This window comes from Streptomyces sp. NPDC021020 (assembly GCF_044333285.1).
Classification (GTDB): Bacteria; Actinomycetota; Actinomycetes; order Streptomycetales; family Streptomycetaceae; genus Actinacidiphila.
On sequence record NZ_JBIRQQ010000004.1, the window covers coordinates 264450 to 287422 of the forward strand.

General features: G+C 71.8%; 24 protein-coding genes. 18 read left to right on the top strand and 6 right to left on the bottom strand.

Annotated features, from left to right (window positions below; all coding sequences use genetic code 11):
• Positions 1–25 precede the first annotated feature (25 nt).
• The 13 genes from ACH4SL_RS13130 to ACH4SL_RS13190 all read left to right on the top strand — a co-directional run bounded on the left by ACH4SL_RS13130 (position 26) and on the right by ACH4SL_RS13190 (position 11617).
• On the top strand, positions 26–673 hold the full coding sequence (locus ACH4SL_RS13130; RefSeq protein WP_398444543.1) for an L-threonylcarbamoyladenylate synthase: 648 nt from the start codon (positions 26–28) through the stop codon (positions 671–673).
• A complete protein-coding gene (locus tag ACH4SL_RS13135; RefSeq protein WP_398444545.1) occupies positions 670–1344 on the top strand; it encodes a protein-tyrosine-phosphatase in 675 nt (224 codons plus the stop codon). Before ACH4SL_RS13130 ends, ACH4SL_RS13135 begins: the two co-directional genes overlap by 4 nt.
• Before the next feature lie 210 nt (positions 1345–1554).
• Complete coding sequence (locus ACH4SL_RS13140; protein WP_398444547.1) at positions 1555–2913, top strand: MraY family glycosyltransferase; 1359 nt, start codon at positions 1555–1557, stop codon at positions 2911–2913.
• Positions 2914–3158: 245 nt separating this feature from the next.
• Complete coding sequence (locus ACH4SL_RS13145; protein WP_398444550.1) at positions 3159–3584, top strand: hypothetical protein; 426 nt, start codon at positions 3159–3161, stop codon at positions 3582–3584.
• Positions 3585–3906: 322 nt separating this feature from the next.
• Positions 3907–4713 carry a F0F1 ATP synthase subunit A gene (gene atpB, locus ACH4SL_RS13150; protein WP_398444552.1) on the top strand — a complete coding sequence of 269 codons (807 nt, stop codon included), beginning with the start codon at positions 3907–3909 and terminating at the stop codon, positions 4711–4713.
• A gap of 88 nt (positions 4714–4801) precedes the next feature.
• Positions 4802–5047: an ATP synthase F0 subunit C gene (atpE, locus tag ACH4SL_RS13155; protein ID WP_398186439.1), complete on the top strand. Its 246-nt coding sequence runs from the start codon at positions 4802–4804 to the stop codon at positions 5045–5047.
• A 43-nt stretch (positions 5048–5090) separates the two neighbouring features.
• A complete protein-coding gene (locus tag ACH4SL_RS13160; protein ID WP_398186436.1) occupies positions 5091–5639 on the top strand; it encodes a F0F1 ATP synthase subunit B in 549 nt (182 codons plus the stop codon).
• A complete protein-coding gene (locus ACH4SL_RS13165; protein ID WP_398444554.1) occupies positions 5636–6454 on the top strand; it encodes a F0F1 ATP synthase subunit delta in 819 nt (272 codons plus the stop codon). The genes ACH4SL_RS13160 and ACH4SL_RS13165 overlap by 4 nt, the downstream gene beginning before the upstream one ends.
• Positions 6455–6564: 110 nt before the next feature.
• Positions 6565–8136: a F0F1 ATP synthase subunit alpha gene (gene atpA, locus ACH4SL_RS13170; protein ID WP_398444556.1), complete on the top strand. Its 1572-nt coding sequence runs from the start codon at positions 6565–6567 to the stop codon at positions 8134–8136.
• Between the two features lie 4 nt (positions 8137–8140).
• Positions 8141–9055, top strand: a complete 915-nt coding sequence (locus ACH4SL_RS13175) for a F0F1 ATP synthase subunit gamma (RefSeq protein WP_398444559.1) — start codon at positions 8141–8143, stop codon at positions 9053–9055.
• Positions 9056–9059: 4 nt separating this feature from the next.
• Complete coding sequence (atpD, locus tag ACH4SL_RS13180) at positions 9060–10499, top strand: F0F1 ATP synthase subunit beta (protein ID WP_398186424.1); 1440 nt, start codon at positions 9060–9062, stop codon at positions 10497–10499.
• Positions 10500–10605: 106 nt separating this feature from the next.
• On the top strand, positions 10606–10980 hold the full coding sequence (locus ACH4SL_RS13185; RefSeq protein WP_398444561.1) for a F0F1 ATP synthase subunit epsilon: 375 nt from the start codon (positions 10606–10608) through the stop codon (positions 10978–10980).
• A gap of 190 nt (positions 10981–11170) precedes the next feature.
• Positions 11171–11617 (top strand): DUF2550 domain-containing protein, encoded by a 447-nt coding sequence (locus ACH4SL_RS13190; RefSeq protein WP_398444563.1) that lies wholly within the window; start codon positions 11171–11173, stop codon positions 11615–11617.
• Positions 11618–11626: 9 nt separating this feature from the next.
• Here ACH4SL_RS13190 and ACH4SL_RS13195 read toward each other — a convergent pair whose 3' ends face one another.
• Positions 11627–12199, bottom strand: coding sequence for a cob(I)yrinic acid a,c-diamide adenosyltransferase (locus ACH4SL_RS13195; RefSeq protein WP_398444565.1), 573 nt, complete (start codon positions 12197–12199; stop codon positions 11627–11629).
• Between the two features lie 167 nt (positions 12200–12366).
• On the opposite strand from ACH4SL_RS13195, the gene ACH4SL_RS13200 reads away from it, so the two are divergent.
• The 3 genes from ACH4SL_RS13200 to ACH4SL_RS13210 all read left to right on the top strand — a co-directional run bounded on the left by ACH4SL_RS13200 (position 12367) and on the right by ACH4SL_RS13210 (position 16594).
• Positions 12367–13215 carry a 3-hydroxyacyl-CoA dehydrogenase family protein gene (locus tag ACH4SL_RS13200; protein ID WP_398444567.1) on the top strand — a complete coding sequence of 283 codons (849 nt, stop codon included), beginning with the start codon at positions 12367–12369 and terminating at the stop codon, positions 13213–13215.
• A 154-nt stretch (positions 13216–13369) separates the two neighbouring features.
• On the top strand, positions 13370–13687 hold the full coding sequence (locus ACH4SL_RS13205) for an STAS domain-containing protein (protein WP_398444569.1): 318 nt from the start codon (positions 13370–13372) through the stop codon (positions 13685–13687).
• Positions 13688–14020: 333 nt separating this feature from the next.
• On the top strand, positions 14021–16594 hold the full coding sequence (locus tag ACH4SL_RS13210) for an ATP-binding protein (protein ID WP_398444571.1): 2574 nt from the start codon (positions 14021–14023) through the stop codon (positions 16592–16594).
• A gap of 302 nt (positions 16595–16896) precedes the next feature.
• Here the strand turns inward: ACH4SL_RS13210 and nucS are convergent, their stop codons facing one another.
• On the bottom strand, positions 16897–17559 hold the full coding sequence (nucS, locus tag ACH4SL_RS13215) for an endonuclease NucS (RefSeq protein ID WP_398444573.1): 663 nt from the start codon (positions 17557–17559) through the stop codon (positions 16897–16899).
• 329 nt (positions 17560–17888) lie between these two features.
• On the opposite strand from nucS, the gene ACH4SL_RS13220 reads away from it, so the two are divergent.
• Entirely contained in the window at positions 17889–18281 is a 393-nt protein-coding gene (locus ACH4SL_RS13220; protein ID WP_398444576.1) for an SCO5389 family protein, read from the top strand.
• A 50-nt stretch (positions 18282–18331) separates the two neighbouring features.
• On the opposite strand, the gene ACH4SL_RS13225 is transcribed toward ACH4SL_RS13220, so the two are convergent.
• On the bottom strand, positions 18332–19357 hold the full coding sequence (locus tag ACH4SL_RS13225) for an LLM class flavin-dependent oxidoreductase (RefSeq protein ID WP_398444579.1): 1026 nt from the start codon (positions 19355–19357) through the stop codon (positions 18332–18334).
• A 276-nt stretch (positions 19358–19633) separates the two neighbouring features.
• Here ACH4SL_RS13225 and ACH4SL_RS13230 point away from each other — a divergent pair, with 276 nt between their 5' ends.
• On the top strand, positions 19634–19951 hold the full coding sequence (locus ACH4SL_RS13230) for an ATP/GTP-binding protein (protein WP_398444581.1): 318 nt from the start codon (positions 19634–19636) through the stop codon (positions 19949–19951).
• A 20-nt stretch (positions 19952–19971) separates the two neighbouring features.
• Here ACH4SL_RS13230 and ACH4SL_RS13235 read toward each other — a convergent pair whose 3' ends face one another.
• The 3 genes from ACH4SL_RS13235 to ACH4SL_RS13245 form a co-directional block, all read right to left on the bottom strand.
• Positions 19972–20745, bottom strand: coding sequence for an ABC transporter permease (locus tag ACH4SL_RS13235; protein ID WP_398444583.1), 774 nt, complete (start codon positions 20743–20745; stop codon positions 19972–19974).
• Between the two features lies 1 nt (position 20746).
• Positions 20747–21829, bottom strand: coding sequence for an ABC transporter ATP-binding protein (locus ACH4SL_RS13240; protein ID WP_398444585.1), 1083 nt, complete (start codon positions 21827–21829; stop codon positions 20747–20749).
• A gap of 133 nt (positions 21830–21962) precedes the next feature.
• Positions 21963–22898, bottom strand: a complete 936-nt coding sequence (locus ACH4SL_RS13245) for a cellulose-binding protein (RefSeq protein WP_398444587.1) — start codon at positions 22896–22898, stop codon at positions 21963–21965.
• Between the last annotated feature and the right edge of the window lie 75 nt (positions 22899–22973).

The following is a 22973-nucleotide window of genomic DNA, read 5'->3' on the forward strand; positions in this document are numbered from 1 at the left end:
CACAGCAATCTTCGGAGGTCATCCCATGGCACGGCGATACGACTGCGCGGACGCAACCGACCGGGCGACCGGCATGCGCGAAGCCATCTCGGCGGTCAAGCGCGGCGAACTCGTCGTGCTGCCGACCGACACCGTCTACGGCATCGGCGCCGACGCCTTCGACGCCGAGGCGGTCGGCGACCTGCTGGAGGCCAAGGGCCGCGGCCGCAACATGCCCTCGCCGGTGCTCGTCGGCTCGCCCAACACGCTGCACGGCATCGTCACCGACTTCTCCGAGCAGGCCTGGGAGCTCGTCGACGCCTTCTGGCCCGGCGCGCTGACGATCGTCACCAAGCACCAGCCGTCGCTGGCCTGGGACCTCGGCGACACCCGCGGCACCGTCGGGGTGCGCATGCCGCTGCACCCGATCGCGATCGAACTGCTCACCGCCACCGGCCCGATGGCGGTCTCCAGCGCCAACCTCACCGGCATGCCCTCGCCGCAGGACTGCGACGCCGCCCAGGGCATGCTCGGCGACTCCGTCGCCGTCTACCTCGACGCCGGCCCCACCCCGGCCGCCGTCCCGTCGTCGATCGTGGACGTCACCGGCCGGGTGCCGGTGCTGCTGCGGGCCGGGGCGATCAGCGCGGAGGAGCTGCGCAAGGTCGTACCCGACCTGGAGGAGCGCCGTTGACCACGCCGCCCGACGCCCGCGGCATACGCGGGCACCCGGGGTACGCGCCGGCCGCCCTCCCGGGCGCCGGGGCGGACGTCTTCCGCATCCTGCACGTCTGCACCGGCAACGTGTGCCGCTCGCCGATGGCCGAGCGGCTGACCCGGCTCGGCCTGGTCCGCCGCCTCGGCGACGGCGCCGCCGGGATGCTCGTGGAGTCCGCGGGCACCTGGGGGCACGAGGGCGCCCCGATGGAGGCGCACGCCGCCGCCGTACTCGCCGAGTACGGCGCCGACCCGTCCGGTTTCACCGGCCGGGAGCTGCTCGACGACCACGTCATCGACGCCGACCTGGTCCTCACCGCGACCCGCGACCACCGCTCCCAGGTGATCTCCATGGGCCACGCGGCGGGCCTGCGCACCTTCACGCTCAAGGAGTTCACCCGCCTGGTGCGGGCCATAGACGTCGCCACGCTCCCCGAGGGCAGCGTCACCGAGCGGGCCAGGGCGCTGGTGCGGGCCGCCGCCGCGCTGCGCGGCTGGCTGCTCGCCCCGAGCCCGGACGCCGACGAGGTCAGCGACCCGTACGGCGCCCCCATCTCGTACTTCCGCAGCATCGGCGCGGAGATCCACGACGCCCTGGAGCCGACCGTGACCGCGCTGACCGGCGTCGCCGCGACCGTGCAGACATGAGGGCGCAGCCGCGGCACGGGCAGGGACACGGCAGGTGAATGCGACCGTACGGTCACAGCCCGCGGCGGCCGCAACCCCGCGCGCAGCCTGTGAGTCTCAGCAGGTGTTCGCCGACCCGGCCCGGCCCCCACTAGGGTGTGACGCTGTGAGGTACCACCCCCGGACGTGTGCGCAGCACCGCTACGCCCCCGAAACCGTCGGAGGCGGCTCGTGCGCGAGTATCTGCTGACCCTCTTCACGGCCGCCGCCGTCACGTATCTGCTGACCGGCCCGGTACGGAAGTTCGCCATCGCCGCCGGCGCGATGCCGCCCATCAGGGCACGTGACGTGCACCGCGAGCCCACCCCGCGGCTCGGCGGCATCGCGATGTTCGGCGGCCTGTGCGCGGGCCTGCTCATGGCCGCCCACCTCACGAACATCGGCGACGTCTTCTCGCAGTCCAACGAGCCGCGCGCGCTGCTGTCCGGGGCCGGGCTGATCTGGCTGCTCGGCGTGCTCGACGACAAGTGGGGCGTGGACGCGCTCATCAAGCTCGGTGTGCAGATGATCGCCGCCGGCGTCATGGTCCTCCAGGGCCTGACCATCCTGTGGCTGCCGGTGCCCGGCTTCGGCGCGGTCGCGCTGACCCCCGTGCAGTCCACGCTGCTCACGGTCGCGCTGGTCGTCATCACCATCAACGCGGTCAATTTCGTCGACGGCCTCGACGGCCTCGCGGCGGGCATGGTGTGCATCGCCTCCGTCGCGTTCTTCATGTACGCCTACCGCCTCTGGTACGGCTACGGCATCGAGGCCGCGGCCCCCGCGACGCTCTTCAGCGCGGTGCTCATCGGGATGTGCCTGGGCTTCCTGCCGCACAACATCCACCCGGCGCGGATCTTCATGGGCGACTCCGGCTCGATGCTCATCGGCCTCGTCTTCGCGTCCGCGGCGATCTCCATCACCGGCCAGGTCGACCCCGACGCGCTGAAGTCCTCCGCCGGGACGTCGACCCGCGAGGTCGTGCACTTCATGGTGCCGGTCTACATGCCGCTGCTGCTGCCGCTGACGATGATCGCGATCCCGGCCGCCGACCTGGTGCTCGCCGTGGTGCGGCGCACCTGGCGCGGCCAGTCGCCCTTCGCCGCCGACCGCGGCCACCTGCACCACCGGCTGCTGGAGATCGGCCACTCGCACAGCCGGGCCGTGCTCATCATGTACTTCTGGTCCGCGCTGTTCGCCTTCGGCGCGGTCGCCTTCTCCGTCAACGACTCCAGCCTGGGCATCGTGCTGGCGATCGTCGCGCTCAGCGCGGTCGGCCTGGTCGTGCTGCTGCTGCCGCGCTTCAAGCCCGCCGCCCCGGACTGGGCGGAGAGTGTCGTGCCGCCGCGCTACCGGCGCCGCCGGCGCCGGCTCGCCGCGGGCGCGGCCGCCGCGGAGCGCGAGATGCACGCGCCGGAGCGCCCGGCGCTGCACGGCTCGACGGCGATCGGCGCCCGCGACCGGCTCTCCGACCGGCGCGCGGGCCGCGGTTCCGACCGGCACTCCGGCGGCGGCTCCGACCGGCACCCGGTCGCGGAGACCCGGCGCTGAGACGCGGTACTGAGACGCAAGTCACCCAAATCGGACGGCGTGTCGCCACCACACTCTTGTGACAGGCAGCACATGTCCATGGTAAAGACCGCATCAAATACTTTGTGATAGCGTTCACGAAAGCAGGGAAGGCGTCGTTGGACCGCATGCGCGGTCAACCGGCGTGAGGCGCCCCCTCACTCCCTGACTACGCTCGTCTCCGACGACATCCGCTTGCCCCAACTCCCGCCGGAGGAGCCGTCACCATGCTGCAGAATGACGCCCGAGTCCTCAGGGGAGCCGCGCTGGTCGCCGCCCCCGTCGGAGCTGCCGCCACCATCCTGAGCGCCGTGTTCGCCGGCGAAAAGGGCCTGGTGGGCGGCCTGGTCGCCGTCGCGGTGGTGGCGGTCTTCTTCGCCTTCGGCTCGTGGGCCCTGATGACCATGACCGCGGAGCGCCCGCAGATCGCGATGGCCGCCGGCATGCTCGTCTACGCCGTGCAGATCCTGATGATCGGGATCTTCGTCGTGGCCTTCAAGGACACCTCGCTCTTCAACGGCAAGGCCTTCGGCCTGAGTCTGCTGGCGACCGCGCTCTCGTGGGTCGGCGGTCAGGTCAAGCAGAGCCTCACCTCGCGGATGCTGTACGTCGATCCCGTCCCGTCCGTCACGTCCGCTCCGCCGGCCGAATGACGCGGCTGGCCGGGAGCGCTGTCATGGGCGTGGCCAAGGGCCGGGTAAAGAGGCTGCAATTCCATCTGCTATCGTCCGGAAACGCATCTGGACGTGGAGGCCCCTCACACTCGTGGAGGGTGCTGCCCCCACGCCCATCGGTGTACTCGGATCCGGTGCCGCGGACGCGGCGCGGAACACGGGTTCCCGGTCTTCGATGCGGGCTCCCAGCGGACAGTGGTGACTTCGCCACGCCTTGTCCGCAGTGCCGACCAGCGGCCTCACCAGCCGCGCTGACACACAAGGTTGCCGTTACTTATGCGTCACGACGAAGGAGTCACGGGTGAGTGCCCACACGCTGCTCGCTGAGGCAGGCTGTCACATCAAGCAGGACTGCGGGTTTCCTGCTCCGGGCCTCCACTCGTTCGACTTCAAGCCGATCTTCAGCATCGGCAGCTTCGACTTCACCAAGCCGATGCTGCTCGCGATCATCTGCATGCTCCTGGTGGTGGGGTTCTTCTGGGCGGCTTTCAACAAGCCCAAGCTGGTCCCCGGCAAGCTCCAGCTGGTCGGCGAGATCGGCTACACGTTCGTGGCCCGCAGCATCGCCCGCGAGGTGATCGGCAAGAAGGGCGACAAGTTCGTCCCGTTCCTCACGTCGATCTTCTTCTTCGTGTGGTTCATGAACATCATGTCGATCATCCCGCTCGCGCAGTTCCCGCCGGCCTCGCGGTTCGCGTTCCCGGTCGCTCTCGCGGCGCTGGTCTACATCACGTACATGTACCTGACGTTCAAGACGCACGGCTTCAAGGGCGGCGTCAAGAACCTGGTGTGGATCTCGGGCCTGCCCAAGCCGCTGATCCCGCTGATCGTGCTCCTGGAGTTCATCCAGAACTGCATCACCCGCCCGTTCACCCTCGCGGTCCGGCTGTGGGCGAACATGTTCGCCGGCCACATGCTGATCGTCATGTTCAGCGTCGCGAGCTGGTACCTGCTGACGCCGACCTGGCTGACGGCGGTCTCCGGCGGATCCTTCGGACTGGCCATCTTCATGACGGCCTTCGAGGTGCTGATCCAGTTCCTGCAGGCCTACATCTTCACGCTGCTGGCCTCGATCTACATCCAGGGAGCGCTCGAAGAGGGCCACTGACGCCCGCTTCGCGCCTCACGCACCACCCCACCACAGACCTCCGCTGGGAAGCCCCCCAACGGACCGCATCAAAAAGGAAGACAGGGAAATGTCTGCCGACCTCGTTAACCTCGCCGCTGCCACGACTCCCGGCCGCCTCGGCGCGGTCGCCTACGGTCTCGCCGCCATCGGCCCCGGCGTGGGCATCGGTCTGGTCTTCGGCCACTCCATCGAGGCCATGGCCCGCCAGCCCGAGGCCATGCCGATCATCCGCACCAACATGTTCCTCGGCTTCGCCCTCTGCGAGGTGCTCGCGCTCCTCGGTCTGGTCGTCCCCTTCATCTTCCAGAGCTGAATCCGGCACCGGACCGTAAAGCCACTCGACGAAAGGTTCAGACATGATGACCTTCCTTGCGGAGGAGGGGGCGCAGAACCCGCTCATCCCCGACACCGCGGAACTGGTTATCGGCCTGCTCTGCTTCTTCATCGTCTTCGGCCTCCTTGGCAGGAAGCTGCTGCCGAACATCCAGAAGACCCTGGCGGAGCGGCATGACGCCATCGAGGGTGGCCTGGAGCGGGCGGAGAAGGCTCAGGCCGAGGCCAACCGCACGCTGGAGGAGTACAAGGCGCAGCTCGCCGAGGCCCGCCACGAGGCGGCCCGGATCACCGAGCAGGCGCGGGAGCAGGGCGCGACGATCATCGCGGAGATGCGCGAGGAGGGGCAGCGGCAGCGGGACGCCATCGTCGCCGCCGGCCACGCCCAGATCGAGGCGGACCGCCGCCAGGTCACGGTGACCCTCCGCCAGGAGGTCGGCCGGATCGCGACCGACCTGGCCGGCAAGCTGGTCGGCGAGTCCCTGGAGGACTCCGCCCGGCAGAGCCGCACCATCGACCGCTTCCTCGACAGCCTCGACGGCTCCGCCGCAGAGGCCGAGGCGGCCCGATGAACGGCGCGAGCCGCGAAGCGCTGGCCGCGGCACGGGAGCGGCTGGACGCACTGACCGACAGCGCGTCGGTCGACGCGACCCGGCTGGCCGACGAGCTGGCGGCCGTGACCTCGCTGCTGCACCGCGAGTCGACGCTGCGCCGTGCCCTGACCGACCCGGCGCAGTCCGGCGAGGCCAAGGCCCAGCTGGCGACGCGACTGCTCGGCAGCAAGCTCGGCGCGGACAGCACCGACCTGGTCGCCGGCATGGTGCGGTCGCGCTGGTCGCAGTCCCGCGACCTGGTGGACGCGCTGGAGGAGCTGGCCGACACCGCCGACCTCACGGCGGCGGAGCAGGACCGCAGCCTCGACGACGTCGAGGACGAGCTGTTCCGCTTCGGCCGGATCGCCGCCGGCAGCACCGAGCTGCGGGCCGCCCTCGGCGGCCGGGCCGGCACGGACGCCGCCAAGAGCGAGCTGCTGCACCGGCTGCTCGGCGGCCGTGCGAAGCCGGTCACGGAACGGCTGGTCACCAGGCTGGTCACCGCGCCGCGAGGACGTAGCCTGGAGGGCGGGATCGAATCCCTGTCCAAGCTGGCCGCGGCCCGCCGCGGCCGGACGGTCGCCGAGGTGGTCTCGGCGGTCCCGCTGAGCGAGGTGCAGAAGCGCCGCCTCGGGGACGCACTGGCCAGGATCTACGGCCGCCCCGTGCACCTGAACCTGGACGTGGACCCCGCGGTCCTCGGCGGGGTCCGGGTACGGGTCGGCGACGAGGTCATCAACGGCTCGATCGCGGACCGCCTGGACGAGGCGTCCCGCAGGATGGCCGCAGGCTGACCACCGCCCGCGCACGCGCAGACAAGCACCACAGACAAGCACTGACGGCCCGCGTTGGGCCGACGCCCCCAAGAAGACTTCGGGCCCAACAAGGAGAGCAGGGAACCCAGATGGCGGAGCTCACGATCCGGCCGGAGGAGATCCGGGACGCGCTGGAGACCTTTGTCCAGTCGTACCAGCCGGACGCGGCCTCGCGCGAGGAGGTCGGTACGGTCAGCGTTGCCGGAGACGGCATCGCGAAGGTCGAGGGCCTGCCCTCGGCGATGGCGAACGAACTGCTGCGGTTCGAGGACGGCACGCTCGGCCTCGCGCTGAACCTGGAGGAGCGCGAGATCGGCGCGATCGTCCTCGGCGAGTTCGACGGCATCGAGGAGGGCCAGTCGGTGCACCGCACCGGCGAGGTGCTCTCCGTCGCGGTCGGCGAGGGCTACCTGGGCCGCGTCGTCGACCCGCTCGGCAACCCGATCGACGGTCTCGGCGAGATCGCGACCGAGGGCCGCCGGGCGCTCGAACTCCAGGCCCCCACCGTCATGCAGCGCAAGTCGGTGCACGAGCCCATGCAGACCGGCCTGAAGGCCGTCGACTCGATGACCCCGATCGGCCGCGGCCAGCGCCAGCTGATCATCGGCGACCGCCAGACCGGCAAGTCCGCCCTGGCCATCGACACCATCATCAACCAGCGCGACAACTGGCGCAGCGGCGACCCGGACAAGCAGGTCCGCTGCATCTACGTCGCCATCGGCCAGAAGGGCTCCACCATCGCGGGCGTGCGCGCCTCGCTGGAGGAGGCCGGCGCGCTGGAGTACACGACCATCGTGGCCGCCCCCGCGTCCGACCCGGCCGGCTTCAAGTACCTGGCGCCGTACACCGGTTCGGCCATCGGCCAGCACTGGATGTACGAGGGCAAGCACGTCCTCATCGTCTTCGACGACCTGAGCAAGCAGGCCGACGCCTACCGCGCCGTGTCGCTGCTGCTGCGCCGCCCGCCGGGCCGCGAGGCCTACCCCGGCGACGTCTTCTACCTGCACTCCCGCCTGCTGGAGCGCTGCGCGAAGCTCTCCGACGACCTGGGCGCCGGCTCGATGACCGGGCTGCCGATCGTCGAGACGAAGGCCAACGACGTCTCGGCGTTCATCCCGACCAACGTCATCTCCATCACCGACGGCCAGTGCTTCCTGGAGTCCGACCTCTTCAACGCCGGCCAGCGGCCCGCGCTGAACGTCGGTATCTCGGTCTCCCGCGTCGGTGGCTCCGCGCAGATCAAGGCCATGAAGTCGGTGGCCGGCCGGCTCCGCGTGGACCTCGCCCAGTTCCGCGAGCTGGAGGCCTTCGCGGCCTTCGGTTCCGACCTGGACGCGGCCTCCAAGGCGCAGCTCGGGCGCGGCCAGCGCATGGTCGAGCTGCTCAAGCAGGGCCAGTACAGCCCGTACGCCGTCGAGGACCAGGTCGTCTCGATCTGGGCCGGCACCACCGGCAAGCTGGACGACGTCCCCGTCGTGGACATCCGCCGCTTCGAGCGCGAGCTGCTCGACTACCTGCACCGCGAGCACAAGTCGCTGCTCACGGGCATCGTCGAGACCGGCAAGCTGGAGGACGGCACCATCGACGCGCTCACCGAAGCGGTCGCCGCCTTCAAGAAGCAGTTCGAGACGTCCTCGGGCGCGCTGCTGGTCGAGGGCTGATCGCATGGGCGCACAGATTCGGGTCTACAAGCGCCGGATCAAGTCCGTCACCGCCACGAAGAAGATCACCAAGGCGATGGAGATGATCGCCGCCTCGCGCATCGTCAAGGCGCAGCGCCAGGTGGCCGCATCCTCTCCGTACGCGGATGAACTGACCCGTGCGGTGACGGCCGTCGCGACCGGCTCCAACACCAAGCACCCGCTGACCACCGAACCCGAGAACGCGACCCGCGCCGCGGTCCTGCTCGTCACGAGCGACCGCGGCCTGGCCGGCGGCTACTCGTCCAACGCCATCAAGGCCGCGGACCGGCTGACGGAGAAGCTGCGCGCCGAGGGCAAGGAGGTCGACCACTACCTGGTCGGCCGCAAGTCCGTGGCGTACTACAGCTTCCGCGACCGCAAGGTCGCGCAGTCCTGGACCGGGTTCTCGGACAGCCCGCAGTACGCCGACGCCAAGGCGGTGGCGACGCCGCTGATCGAGTCCGTGCTCAAGGACTCGGCCGAGGGCGGGATCGACGAGATCCACATCGTCTTCACCGAGTTCGTCTCGATGATGACGCAGACCCCGGTCGACCGGCGGCTGCTGCCGCTGGCGGTCTCCCAGGAGGCCGCCCAGCTGGACAAGCAGCCGCAGGCGATGGCGCAGTACGAGTTCGAGCCGTCCGCGGAGGGCGTGCTGGACGCGCTGCTGCCGCGGTACGTCGAGAGCCGCATCTACAACGCCCTGCTGCAGGCCGCCGCCTCCGAGCACGCGGCCCGCCGCCGGGCGATGAAGTCGGCGACCGACAACGCGGAAGACCTCATCAAGTCGCTCACGCGGCTTGCGAACGCGGCCCGACAGGCCGACATCACCCAGGAAATCAGCGAGATCGTCGGTGGCGCGAGCGCCCTGGCCGACGCGAACGCGGGGAGTGACTGACCACATGACCACGACTGTTGAAACCACCGCCACCGGCCGGGTGGCGCGGGTCATCGGCCCGGTCGTCGACGTGGAGTTCCCCGTCGACGCCATGCCGGAGATCTACAACGCGCTGCACGTCGACGTCGCCGACCCGACGCAGGAGGGCGCGACCAAGACGCTGACCCTGGAGGTCGCGCAGCACCTGGGCGACGGCCTGGTCCGCGCCATCTCCATGCAGCCCACCGACGGCCTGGTCCGCCAGGCCCCGGTGACCGACACCGGCAACGGCATCACGGTGCCCGTCGGCGACGTCACCAAGGGCCGCGTCTTCAACACCCTGGGCGCGATCCTCAACGAGCCGGAGGCCGAGTCCGAGGTCACCGAGCGCTGGCCGATCCACCGCAAGGCCCCGGCCTTCGACCAGCTCGAGTCCAAGACCGAGATGTTCGAGACCGGCCTGAAGGTCGTCGACCTGCTGACCCCGTACGTCAAGGGCGGCAAGATCGGCCTGTTCGGCGGCGCGGGCGTCGGCAAGACCGTGCTCATCCAGGAAATGATCATGCGTGTGGCGAAGCTGCACGAGGGCGTTTCCGTCTTCGCGGGCGTCGGCGAGCGCACCCGTGAGGGCAACGACCTGATCGCGGAGATGGCCGAGTCCAACGTCCTCCCGCAGACCGCGCTGGTCTTCGGCCAGATGGACGAGCCGCCGGGCACCCGGCTGCGGGTCGCGCTGGCGGGTCTGACCATGGCGGAGTACTTCCGCGATGTGCAGAACCAGGACGTGCTGTTCTTCATCGACAACATCTTCCGGTTCACCCAGGCCGGTTCCGAGGTCTCCACGCTGCTCGGCCGTATGCCGTCCGCGGTGGGTTACCAGCCGAACCTGGCCGACGAGATGGGCCAGCTCCAGGAGCGGATCACCTCGACCCGCGGTCACTCGATCACCTCGATGCAGGCGATCTACGTCCCCGCGGACGACCTGACCGACCCGGCGCCGGCCACCACCTTCGCCCACCTCGACGCGACGACCGTGCTCTCGCGGCCGATCTCGGAGAAGGGCATCTACCCCGCGGTGGACCCGCTGGACTCCACGTCCCGCATCCTGGACCCGCGCTACATCGCGCAGGACCACTACGACTGCGCCATGCGCGTCAAGGGCATCCTGCAGAAGTACAAGGACCTCCAGGACATCATCTCGATCCTCGGTATCGACGAGCTGGGCGAAGAGGACAAGCTCACCGTCTCCCGTGCCCGCCGCATCGAGCGCTTCCTGTCGCAGAACACCCACGCGGCGAAGCAGTTCACCGGCGTGGACGGTTCGGACGTGTCGCTCGACGAGTCGGTGGCGGCGTTCAACGCCATCGCCGACGGTGAGTACGACCACTTCCCGGAGCAGGCCTTCTTCATGTGCGGTGGCCTGGACGACCTCAAGGCCAACGCCAAGAAGCTCGGCGTCAGCTGACCCGGGGCCGTGCGGGGGGCGGACCGGCTCCGCCCCCCGCACGCAGCCCTTATTCTTTGTCTTACGCACCCCCGCCCGCCGGTGGGTGCCGACCCGAGGAGCCGTCTTGGCCGAAATTCACGTCGAGGTGGTGGCCGCGGACCGCAGCATCTGGTCCGGCGAGGCCGCCATGGTCATCGCCCGTACCCTCTCCGGCGACATCGGCATCATGCCGTCGCACGAGCCGGTGCTCGGGGTGCTGCACTCCGGTCCGGTGACGATCCGGACCACCGAGGGCGGCACCGTGGTCGCCGCGGTGCACGGCGGTTTCCTCTCCTTCGCGGACAACAAGCTCTCCGTCCTCGCCGAGGTCGCCGAGCTGGCCGAGGAGATCGACGTCGCCCGCGCCGAGCGGGCGCTGGAGCGCTCCAAGGCGGACACCGACGCGGCCGCCCAGCGGCGCGCGGAGGTGCGGCTCGCCGCCGCGGCGGGCGCACACTAGGTGAACACCCCGCGGTGCGGCCGGCCAGGCCGGTGCCGCCGCGGGAGCAGGACGAGCAGGACCACGGTGCCGCGGGCCGCCCCCCAGGGGGCGGCCCGCGGCCCCCGTACAGCAAGGGCAGACGCCGCACGGACCCGTACCGGGCCGGGCGGCGACGTATCCAGCAGACCCAGGAGAGGAGGCCGGTGACATGATCCTCTCCGTGGAGGTGATCGGCGCGGTCGTGGCCGCGCTGCTGCTCGGGCTCTTCGTCTTCGGGCTGCGCCGCCGGCTGATCCAGCGCTCCGGGGGCACCTTCGACTGCAGCCTGCGGCTCGCCCTCCCCGGGGGCGCCGAGCCCAGCGGGAAGGGCTGGCTCTACGGGGTGGCCCGCTACAACGGCGACCGCGTCGAGTGGTTCCGGGTCTTCTCCTACGCGCCGCGCCCGCGCCAGGTGCTGGAGCGGCACGCGATCGAGGTCGAGGGCCGCCGCCAGCCGCAGGGCACCGAGGAGCTGGCGCTGCTGTCGGACGCGGTGGTGCTGGCGTGCGAGCACCAGGGCACCCGGCTGGAGATGGCGATGAGCGACGACGCCCTGACCGGCTTCCTGGCCTGGCTGGAGGCCGCCCCGCCCGGCCAGCGCGTCAACGTCGCCTGAGCCCCGCGGTCAGCGGTTCTCGCCGGGCACCCACAGCACGTCGCCGCGCTCCTTGTTCGCCGTCCTGGCCAGGATGAAGAGCAGGTCGGAGAGCCGGTTGAGATACGTCGCGGTGAGCGCGTTCATGCTGTCGCCGTGCTCGGCCAGCGCCGCCCACGTCGAGCGCTCCGCACGGCGTACGACCGTGCAGGCGTGGTGCAGCAGGGCCGCGCCCGGGGTGCCGCCGGGGAGGATGAAGCTGCGCAGCTTCTCCAGCTCGGCGAGGTAGCTGTCGCAGTCGGCCTCCAGCCGGTCGACGTACCCCTGCTCGACCCGCAGCGGCGGGTACTTCGGATCCGGGACGACGGGCGTGGCGAGATCCGCGCCGACGTCGAACAGGTCGTTCTGCACCCGGACCAGGACGGCCGCGACGTCCTCCGGGAGGGCGCCGAGGGCCAGCGCGGTGCCGATGACGGCGTTCGCCTCGTTGGTGTCGGCGTAGGCGGAGATCCGGGTGTCGGTCTTGGCGGTGCGGCTCATGTCGCCGAGCGCGGTCGTGCCGTCGTCGCCGGTGCGGGTGTAGATGCGGGTGAGGTTGACCATGACCCGAGCGTAGAGCGTGCCGCCGCGGCCCCGGCAGGTGCCGCAGGTCACGGCGTGTGCGACCAAGGACACACCGTGACGCGGCCGACATCCTGCTGCGCGCCGCCCGCGGGCGGCGCTAGGGTCCGACGCAATACCGAGAGGCCCCAGGGAAAGGTGCGTGTGCTGTGGCGAAGAAGCTCGCCGTCGTCGGAGCCGGACTGATGGGCGCGGGCATCGCGCAGGTGGCCGCGCAGGCCGGCTACGAGGTGACGCTGCGGGACCTGACCGAGCAGGCGCTGACCCGCGGCACGGACGGCATCAAGGCGTCCTTCGACCGCTTCGTCGCCAAGGGCAAGCTGGAGGCGGCCGACGCCGCGGCGGCGCTCGCGCGGATCACCACCACCACCGATCTGGAGGCGGCCGCGGGCGCCGACCTGGTGGTGGAGGCGGTCTTCGAGAAGATCGAGGTCAAGCAGGAGATCTTCCGCGAGCTGGACCGCGTCACCGGGCCGGAGACGGTGCTGGCCTCCAACACCTCCGCGATTCCCATCACCAAGATCGCCGCCGCCACCGCGCACCCCGAGCGGGTCGTCGGCACGCACTTCTTCTCGCCCGTGCCGATGATGCAGCTGTGCGAGCTGGTGCGCGGCTACAAGACCAGCGACGAGACGCTGGCCCGCGCCCGGGAGTTCGCCGAGGGCGTCGGCAAGACCTGCATCGTCGTCAACCGGGACGTCGCGGGCTTCGTCACCACCCGGCTGATCTCCGCGCTCGTCGTCGAGGCCGTCAAGCTCTACGAATCCGGGGTCGCGACCGCCGAGGACATCGACACCGCCTGCAAACTCGGCTTCGGCCACGCGATGGGCCCGCTCGCCACGACCGACCTGACCGGCGTGGACATCCTGCTGCACGCCACCGGCAACATCTACGCCGAGTCGCAGGACGAGAAGTTCGCGCCGCCGGAGATCATGCGGCGCATGGTGGACGCCGGCGACCTGGGCCGCAAGAGCGGTCAGGGGTTCTACCCGCACTGACCGTGCTGACGGCATCCGCCCGGATCACCCACAGGAGTGAATTCGGTATCGGTTCGCTCACAGAGGGCAACTTCTGTTTGCGACAGGCCGTCAGTTGTGTGAAGACATACGGACCAGCCTGTTTGCCGGTGCCGAACTCCCCGGGAGAGTGATCATGCACATCAGGGGCGACCACGCCAAGCTGGTCGTCGGGGGCCGCCTCGACGTCCGCAGCGCGGCGGACGCCCGCACGGCCCTGCACACCGCGGTCGACTCCGGCCGCGGCGACCTCGTACTCGACCTGACCGAGCTGGACTCGTGGGACGCGACCGGGCTCGGCGTCATCATGGGCGCCCACCGCAGGGCCGGCCGGGCCAACCGCCGCCTTGTGCTGCGCAACGTGCCCCCGCAGATGCAGCGGCTGCTGGTCGCGACCCGACTCCACCGCATCCTCGCGATCGAGGCAGTTGCCCCGCGGGGCGAGCGCCTCTAGCCGCGCCGGGCGCGCTTTGCGTTGCCGCGCCGGGTACGCCAGGGGCGCGGGGAACTGCGCGAGCAACCACCCACCGGCCGGTGGTCCGGTACGGACCGAACTGCCCCTTCGGGCCGGTGACGACGTGACGGCACGTCGTGGCTGGCCGCGCAGTTCCCCGCGCCCCTAGAGCGCTCGCCCCGCGCGGTAGGCGCACCCTCGGGCGCTCAAAAGGCGGCGTAGCCGCCCTGCGCTTCAGCGAAACCGTTTCTGCCTCTAGAGTTTGGGTCCGACGACCCCCCGCCCGGCGCGCCCCGCGCGCCCCCGCCGAGGACCCTGAGGACCGCTGAGGACATGGACGAGCACAACGTCGAGCCCGACCGCCCGGGGCAGGACGAGCCCTTCGACGCCTTCGGGGTACGCAAGGGCCTCGGCAGGGGCGGCGGCGCCGGTGACCGCGGCGCGCTCGTGCCCTACCAGCAGCAGCCACCCGCGCCCCGCGACGCCTTCGGGGAGAGCGCCGACCCGAGCGCCTTCGAGGGGCTGCGTCCCGCGGAGCCGTCGTACGCCGACTTCCCGGCGTACCCCGAACTCCCCGGCGCGGCCGCCGAGGACGCCACCGAGCTGCTGCCCAAGGCCGTACGCGCGGCCCGCGAGCCGCTGGAGCTGATGGCCGCCACCCGTACCCCCAGCGGCGGCAGCGCCCGCGTCCGGCGCGTCACCACCGCGGACTACCTGCTCACCGTCAACCCCATCGACGGCACCGAGGTCGTGCGCTGCCCGCCCGGCGAGCGCCGCACCCCCGTACTGCGCACCCGCGACGAGCGCGCCGCGCACCTCACCGCCGCCCGCCCCGCGCCGCCGCCCGGGCCGCCCGCGCCCGAACTGCCGCTGCTGGAAAGGGACGACGAGCGCGAACGCGTCATCCGGCTGCTGTCCCGCGGCCGCTCCGTCCGCGTCACCGGCCCCTCCGGCGCCGGGTGCACGGCGCTGCTCGAAGCGGTCGCCAAGGCCTGCGCGGACCTCGCGCCCGAGGGCGTGCTGTGGCTGACGGGCTACCACCGCACCGTCGGTGACGTCCTGCAAGACCTGCACGACACGGTCTACACCGGCGGCGACCACCGCCCCGACCGGGCCGAACTTCCCGGCCTGCTGCGGGAGTTCGGTGCCGTCGTGGTCATCGACGACGTGGAGTTCGGCGGCGCCGCGCTCGCCGAGCTGCTCGCGGCCGCGCCCGAATGCGCCTTTCTGATCTCCTCGCCGCCCGAGGCGCCCGCGCCCGCCGCCGAGTCCGGCGTCGAGGAGGTCTACCTCGCGGGTCTTTCCCGCACCGCGTGCGTCGACCTGCTCGCGCTCGCCGCCGGTCGCACCCTCGACGAGGACGAGACCGCCTGGGCCGCCGACCTGTGGTTCGAGTCCGAGGGCCTGCCGCTGCGCTTCGTCCAGGCCGGCGCCCTGCTGCGGCAGCGCGACGCGCTGCGCTTCCCCGCCGAGCCGGACTGGGACGACTCCGTGTGGGAGAACGGCACGCCCGCCGCCCCCGGCGCCGCGCTGCCCGACCTCAGCGGCTTCGGCGACGCCCCCGGCATACCCGCGCTCACGCCGCCCGCCCGCATACCCGCGGCCGACGTGCCGCTGCCCTCCCTCGCCGAGAGCGCCTCGCCCGCGGGCCTGCTCGCCTCCCGGCTCAGCGAGGCCGCCCGCGAGGCCCTCGCCTTCGCCGTCGCCCTCGACGGGGAGATACCGCACGCCTCGCACCTGCCCGCGCTCGTCGGCGACACCCACGGCGACGCCGCCCTCGGCGAGATGACCGCCGTCGGGCTCGCCGTCCCCGTCGCCTCGCACTACCGGCTCGCCGCCGGGGTCACCCGCCAGCTCGCCGCCGTCTTCACCGCCGAGGGCGAGCTGAGCGAGGTCCAGGCGCACACCGCCGCCCTCCACTACGCCTGGTGGAGCGGCCACCCCTCCGTCACCCCGGCGAGCGCCGCCGCCGAGGCCGAGGCGATCCTCGCCGCGATGGCCGCCTGCCGCCACAACGGCAACCCCGGTGCCGCCGTCCTCCTCGCCCGCACCGTGGCCCCCGCCTTCGCCGCCGCCCTGCACTGGAGCGCCTGGGAGCGCGCCCTGCGGCTCGGCCAGGAGGCCGCGCGGCTCACCGGCGAACTGGCCGAAGAGGCGTACTTCCATCACGAGCTGGGCGTGCTGGCCCTCTGCAACGGGGAGTACGACCGCGCCCGCGCCGAGCTGGAGGCCTCCATCGGGATGCGGGGTGTCCTCGCGGACCGCCAGGGGTCCGTCGTGGGCCGCCGCACCCTCGCGCTCGTCGAGGACGTCTCGCCCACCCCGCCGCCCTCCCTGGAACTCCCGCCCGCCGCGGCGGCGTTCGAGGACGCGCCGCCCGCCGCCGCGGAGACCACGCCGCTCGCCGTCATCAAGCCGGCCCCCGCGCCGGGCCCCAAGCGGCTCGCCGTCGTCGGCACCCGCCGCAACCTCGTCGCCGCCGGCACGGGAGTCCTCCTCGCGGCGGTCCTCGGCACGGTGGTCACGCTGGGCGCGACGTCCGGCTCCGCCGGTTCCGACCAGGACCCCCAGGTCAAGCCCCTGGAAACCACGCAGCCCGACGACCCGGACACCACCCAGCCGGCGTCTCCGCCGGCTTCCCCGTCGACCACGCCGGCGAGCCCGTCGACGTCCCCGACCCCCACGACGCCGTCGACGTCCCCGACCTCGACGCCTACGCGGGGGACGACGAGCCCGCCGGCGTCCCACAGGTCCTCGGCGCCGCCGTCGTCCCCGTCCTCCCCGACGACCGGTTCGTCGCATTCGGCCTCGGCGTCTCCGTCCACGAGCCACACCACGTCACCGAGTGCGACGCCCACTACGACGTCGCCTTCGCCGACGGACACGCCCACGACGCCCGAAAGCTGACGGACGGGGTGCGCCCCGTCAGGGGCGCGGGGAACTGCGCGTTCAGCCCTCCACCGGCCGGTGGTCCGGTACGGACCGTACTGCCCCTTCGGGCCGGTGACGACGTGACGGCACGTCGTGGCTGGTCGCGCAGTTCCCCGCGCCCCTAAAAACGCTTGCCCGGCGCGGCATGCGCGACCTCCCCGCGCCCCCGGCGCACCCGGCGCGGCAGCGCAGACGCGCACCCCGCGCGGCAGCGCGAACGCTCACCCCCTCGCGAAGGGGAGCCCCCGCCGGGGTGGGCGGCAAGCTCAAGGTTCGGCTCAGAAGAGCCGAAGCTTGTCGTCCTCGATGCCGCGCATCGCGTCGTAGTCGAGGACGACACACTCAAGGCCCCGGTCGGTCGCGAGGACCCTCGCCTGCGGCTTGATCTCCTGCGCCGCGAAGACGCCCTTCACGGGCGCAAGGTGCGGGTCGCGGTTCAGGAGCTCCAGGTAGCGGGTGAGCTGCTCGACGCCGTCGATGTCGCCGCGGCGCTTGAGCTCGACCGCGACCGTCCCGCCGGAGGCGTCGCGGCAGAGGATGTCGACGGGGCCGATCGCGGTGGGGTACTCGCGGCGGATGAGGGTGTAGCCCTCACCGAGGATCTCGATGCGGTCGGCGAGGAGCTCCTGGAGGTGCGCCTCGACGCCGTCCTTGATGAGGCCGGGGTCGACGCCGAGCTCGTGCGAGGAGTCGTGCAGCACCTCTTCTATGGTGATGACCAGTTGCTCGCCCGCCTTGTTGACGACCGTCCAGACGCCGTCCTCGCCCTCCTTGAGGGTGCAGGGCGGGGACATCCAGTTGAGGGGCTTGTAGGCCCGGTCGTCGGCGTGCACGGACAGGCTGCCGTCCGCCTTGACGAGGAGCAGGCGGGTGGCGGACGGCAGGTGGGCGGAGAGCCGTCCCGCGTAGTCGACGGAGCAGCGGGCGATCACGAGGCGCATGGTGGGCCACGCTACTAAAGACCGCCCCGCGTCCGCGATTCGGAGCCCCCGCGGGAGCCTCCGCAGGAGCCCCGGCGGGGCACCCGCGGACACCTCCGGGCCCGCCGCAGGCGTCTGGCACGTGACAGGGGCGAGCCGCACCGTACGAGTTCGGCCGACTACGCGCCGGGGCCGAAAATTGGCCGGTTGTGGGTGCTACCTCCTGGTGCGCGCAGCCGTCGAACCCTACGGTGGGACCCCGGAGGCGAGGTGGGGGCAATGCCGCCGCCGGACCTCCGGTTCCCGTCCGTACGGCCCCGTGCGTTCACGGGGTCACGAGAGGAGTACCCATGTCGCTCGACGTCTCTCCGGCCCTCCTCGAACAGGCCGAGCGAGGCGAGGTCGACGATAAGGAATTCGTCGACTGCGTCAGGACGTCCCTTCCCTACGCGTGGGAGCTGGTCAGCTCGCTGGTGGCACAGCTCAAGGTGGACGGCGGCGAGTTCGCCGACAACCTTGTGCCGCCGCCCAGCGAGCAGGAGCGCGGCCAATTGCTGCGCGCCCTGGCCAGTGACGCGATACGAGGGGCGCTGCAGCGGCACTTCGGGGTGCGCCTGGCCTTCCAGAACTGCCACCGGGTGGCGGTCTTCCCGCTCGACGCGGTGGACGGACCCGGTTACGCCGACTTCACCTCGGTCCGCTCGCAGGTGCTGAACCAGTCCCCGGAACTGCGCGACTGCTGACCCGCGCTCGGCGGCGGCGTGCTTCCGTAACGGGCCGAGGGCATGTGAGATCAGGCCAGTTCCGGGAGGACGTCGGCGCCGAGGCGGGCCACGTTCTGCAGTGTGGTGTCGAGGTCCCCCGAGCCCTCGACGAGCAGGGCGAAGCGGGTGATGCCGGTGCGTGCGGCGGTCGCCGCGAGGCGGTCGGCGCACAGCCGCGGCGGGCCCACCGGGTGCAGGGCGCACAGCAGGTCGGTGTAGCCGAGCGGGTCGCGCATGGTCCGCGGGCCGCCGTCCACGGTGCGGTGCGCGGACAGGCCCCGCTGGAGCCAGCCCGGCATGGCCTTGCGCAGCGCCTCGGCGGCGTCGGCGCGGGTGTCGGCGATCTGCGCGACGCCCGCGGAGACGTGCCCGGCGGCCGCGACGGCCTCCGGCGGATGGCCCGCCTCCAGGGCCGAGCGCCGCCACAGCGCGACCATCGCCGCCTTGTCGTCGTCCCCGCAGTGCATGCCGAGCAGCATGGGCAGGCAGCGCTGCGCCGCCAGCCGCACGGTGCCCGGCGACGTACAGGCCACCACCACCTCCGGCCCCCGCGGCTCCTCCAGCTCGTCGGCGCGCGGCACCACGGCCACCTCGCGGAAGGCGTAGCGCGGCCCGTTTCCGGCCACCGCGGGCTCGCGCAGCCAGCGCAGCAGCAGGTCGAGGGATTCGGGGAAGCCGCTGTCGTACGCGGCCCGGCCGGCGCCGAAGACCTCCAGGTCGATCCACGGGCCGCCGCGCCCCACGCCGAGGGTGAAGCGCCCGCCGGAGGCGAGGTGCAGCAGCGCGGCCTGCTCGCCGAGCGCGACCGGGTGCGCGGTCGGCAGCACGCTCACCGCGGTCCCGACGGACAGCCGCCGGGTCCTGCCGAGCAGCAGCGCGGCGAGGGTCACGGCGGACGGGCACACCCCGTACGGTACGAAGTGGTGCTCGGCCAGCCACACCGCGTCGAGTCCCGCCGCCTCGGCGGCCTCGGCCGTCGATATCGCCCGGTGCAGCGGCTCGGCCTGGCCCTGCCCGGGAAACTGCGCCGCGAGTACGAACGTCCCCAGTCGCATCGCCGCTCCTCCCTCGCCTTCGGCGGCGGCACGGGCCTGCTGGGGCGCTTCGCGCGGCCCGCCGGATGGACGCCGGGACCGTCCTGTCCCGACTTCCTGACTAACGTCTGGCACGTGCCAAAGGCACGGCTTCCGGCGGCGATTTCATGATTTTCGGCAGCGGGGCGGCGGATCCACTCCTTCGGGTGGCCGTGTACCTGCCGCGTTTCGGGCCGTGGGGCGCCCGGCGCGTACCCTGGATGCCGTCCGCGTAGCCAGCAGATGGCGAGGTGTCCCGTGTCGCCGCGACGCAACCGCCCGCACGGCGCCCAGCGCCCCGCGGAGCGCAGCCAGGAGTCCGGGGTCGGTGGTGCCGGCACCGTGGAGTGGCAGGGGGAGGAGTGGGTGGTGCGGCCGATCGCCGGTGCGGCGTCCGCCAAGCACTACCGCTGCCCCGGCTGCGACCAGGAGATCCCGCCCGGCGTCGGGCATGTGGTGGCCTGGCGTGAGTACGACGGGCTGGACGACCGGCGGCACTGGCACCGCGCGTGCTGGAACGCGCGGGACCGCCGCACCAGCAAGGTGCAGCGGTCCCGTAACGCGCCCCGGTACTGACCCCCGGGGAGGGGCTGGTCTCAGGCGTCGCGCTGGCGCAGCACGACGTAGCCGCCGATCAGGGCCGCCAGGACCCACAGCGCCATGATGCCGAGACCGCCCCACGGCCCGTAGGACAGCGTCTCGTCGGTGTTCGGCACGACGCGGACGATCTGCTGGCCGGCCTGGTCGGGGAAGTAGTGCGCGACCGACTTCACCTTCGGCACCGCCGACAGGATCGGCGAGACCAGGAAGAAGAACGGCATCAGGATGCCCAGGCCCAGCATCGGGCTGCGCAGCATCGCCGCGGCGCCCACGCACAGCAGCACCAGCAGCGTCGAGTAGAGCCCGGCGCCGACGATCGCGCGCAGCACGCCCGGGTCGCCGATGCTCGCCTTGTGCGAGCCCAGCAGCGACTGGCCGAGGAAGAACACCACGAAGCTGGTGGCCATCGACACCACGAGGGCCAAGCCGCCCGCGACCGCGACCTTGCTGGTGTAGAAGGCGCTGCGCTGGGGCACCGCGGCGAGCGAGGTACGGATCATGCCGGTGCTGTACTCGCTGGCGATGACCAGCACGCCGAAGACGATCAGCGCGAGCTGGCCGAGCTGCATCCCGGCGAAGCCGGTCGCGGTCGGGTCGAAGGTCGCCTGGTCGTGCGACGACAGCGAATTCCAGGTGTTGTTGAACACCAGGCAGATGATCGCGCCGAGGGCGACGGTCACCAGGAAGGAGAGGACCAGCGTCCAGATCGTCGAGCGGACCGAGCGGATCTTCGTCCACTCCGAGAGCAGGACGGCGGAAGGCGCAGCCATGTCAGCGTCCCTTTCCGGAGTCGGAGTTGCGCCACTGGGAGCCCCACTGCTGCCCTGCGGCCTGGGCTCCCTGCTGTGCTCCCGGCTGTCCTTCCGGTTGTCCTTCCGGTTGCTGGGGCGGCGGGGCCGCGGCCGGCTGCCCGGGCTGGACAGGCGGCACCGATCCGCCCGGCGTCACGGCGCCGTGCGCGTGGTATTCGACCGACTCGGCGGTCAACTGCATGAAAGCTTCCTCCAACGACGCCCGCTGCGGGCTCAGTTCGTGCAGCACCACCTGGTGCTCGGCGGCCAGTTCACCGAGCTGCGCGGCCTCGGCCCCGGTGACCTCGAAGGAACCGTCCGGGCCGGTCGCGGTGGCGTGCCCGGCCTCCGCCAGCAGGTCCTTGAGGCGCTCGGGCTGCGGGGTGCGCACCCGGACGTAGGAGCGGGAGTTGCGCTCGATGAAGTCCGCCATCGAGGTGTCCGCGAGCAGCCGGCCGCGCCCGATGACGATGAGGTGCTCGGCGGTCAGCGCCATCTCGCTCATCAGATGGCTGGAGACGAAGACCGTACGGCCCTGCGCCGCGAGCCCCTTCATCAGGTTCCGGATCCAGTGGATGCCCTCCGGGTCGAGCCCGTTGACCGGCTCGTCGAACATCAGGATCTCCGGGTCGCCCAGCAGCGCCGCCGCGATGCCCAGCCGCTGCCCCATACCGAGGGAGAAGCCCTTGGAGCGCTTGCGGGCGACCGCGGTGAGGCCCACCGTCTCCAGCACCTCGTTCACCCGGCGGGTGGGGATGCGGTTGGACTGCGCGATGCACAGCAGATGGTTGTACGCGGTGCGCCCGCCGTGGATCGACTTCGCGTCCAGCAGCGCCCCGATGTGCTTGAGGGGTTCACTGAGCTGTGCGTAGTGCTTGCCGTCGATCCGGACGTCGCCGCTGGTCGGCGCGTCCAGGCCCAGCAGCATCCGCATCGTGGTGGACTTGCCCGCTCCGTTGGGCCCGAGGAAGCCGGTCACCACGCCGGGCCGCACGGTGAAGGTCAGATGGTCGACTGCGGTCTTGTCCCCGTACCGCTTCGTGAGCCCCTGCAACTCAATCATGGCCCGAGGCTAGCAAGATACGCCGGAGCCCCCGCACCGTTTGGGCGCGGGGGCTCCGAAATAGGGGTTGCCATCGGGGTTCCGGCGTGCCGGGCGAACGGGGGAGCCGCCCGCCTGCCGGATAACGGCCCGGTCAGCGGGACTGCTGCGCCGGGACGCTGCGGGAGATCGGCTCGTCGTCCGGGGTGGTCGCCGCGGCGACCGCCGCACCGGTGAGCGTCGCCAGCATCTCGCGCACGTTGGTCAGCTGCGCGTTGATGCTGTCGCGGCGGTTGGTGAGCGCCGCCAGCTCGCGCTCGGACTCGCTGCGGATCCGGTCGGCCTTCGCGTTGGCGTCCGCGACGATGTCCTCGGACTGCCGCTGCGCGGTCTCCACCGTCTGGCGGGCGCGGCGCTCGGCGTCGGTACGCAGCTTCTCGGCCTCCAGGCGCAGCTGCTCGGCGCGGTGCTCGATCTCCGCCAGCCGCTTCTCCGCCTTCGCCTGACGCGACGCCAGGTCGCGCTCGGACTGCTCGCGGCGCTTGGCCAGGTTGGTCTCGAAGTCCGCGGCGGCCTGGGCGGCCTTGGCGCGGGTCTCCTCGAACAGCGCGTCGGCCTCCTCCCGCTTGGCCTGCGCGTCCTTCTGCGCGTCGCCGCGCAGGTTGGCGGCGTCGCCCTTGGCCTTCTCGACGATCCGCGCGCCCTCGTCCTCCGCCTTGGACTTGCGGTCGGACGCGAACGCCTCGGCGTCGTTGCGCACCTGGGCGGCGGCCGACTCGGCCAGCTCGCGGTGCTGCTCGGCGGCCCGGCGGGCCTCCTCCCGGAGGTCCTTGGCCTCCTCCTCGGCGAGCCGCAGGATCTTCTCGACCCGGGCACCGAGACCGGCGTAGGACGGCTCGGCGTCGTTCACCTGAGCCGCGGCGTTCTGGGTCTCCAGATGGAGTTCCTCGATGCGCTTCTCCAGTGCGGTGATCCGGGTCAGCGCGCTGTCACGGTCGGCGACGAGCTTGGTGATGCGGTCGTCCACCTGTCCGCGGTCGTATCCGCGACGCACGAGCTCGAAGCCGAAGGGAGAGGAAGTGTCGCTCATGGGGTTCCTGTCGATGATTCAGACCGGTGAGGTGATAGAGGGAATCCTAGGGGGCTTTGCGGCGTGTCACCGAGC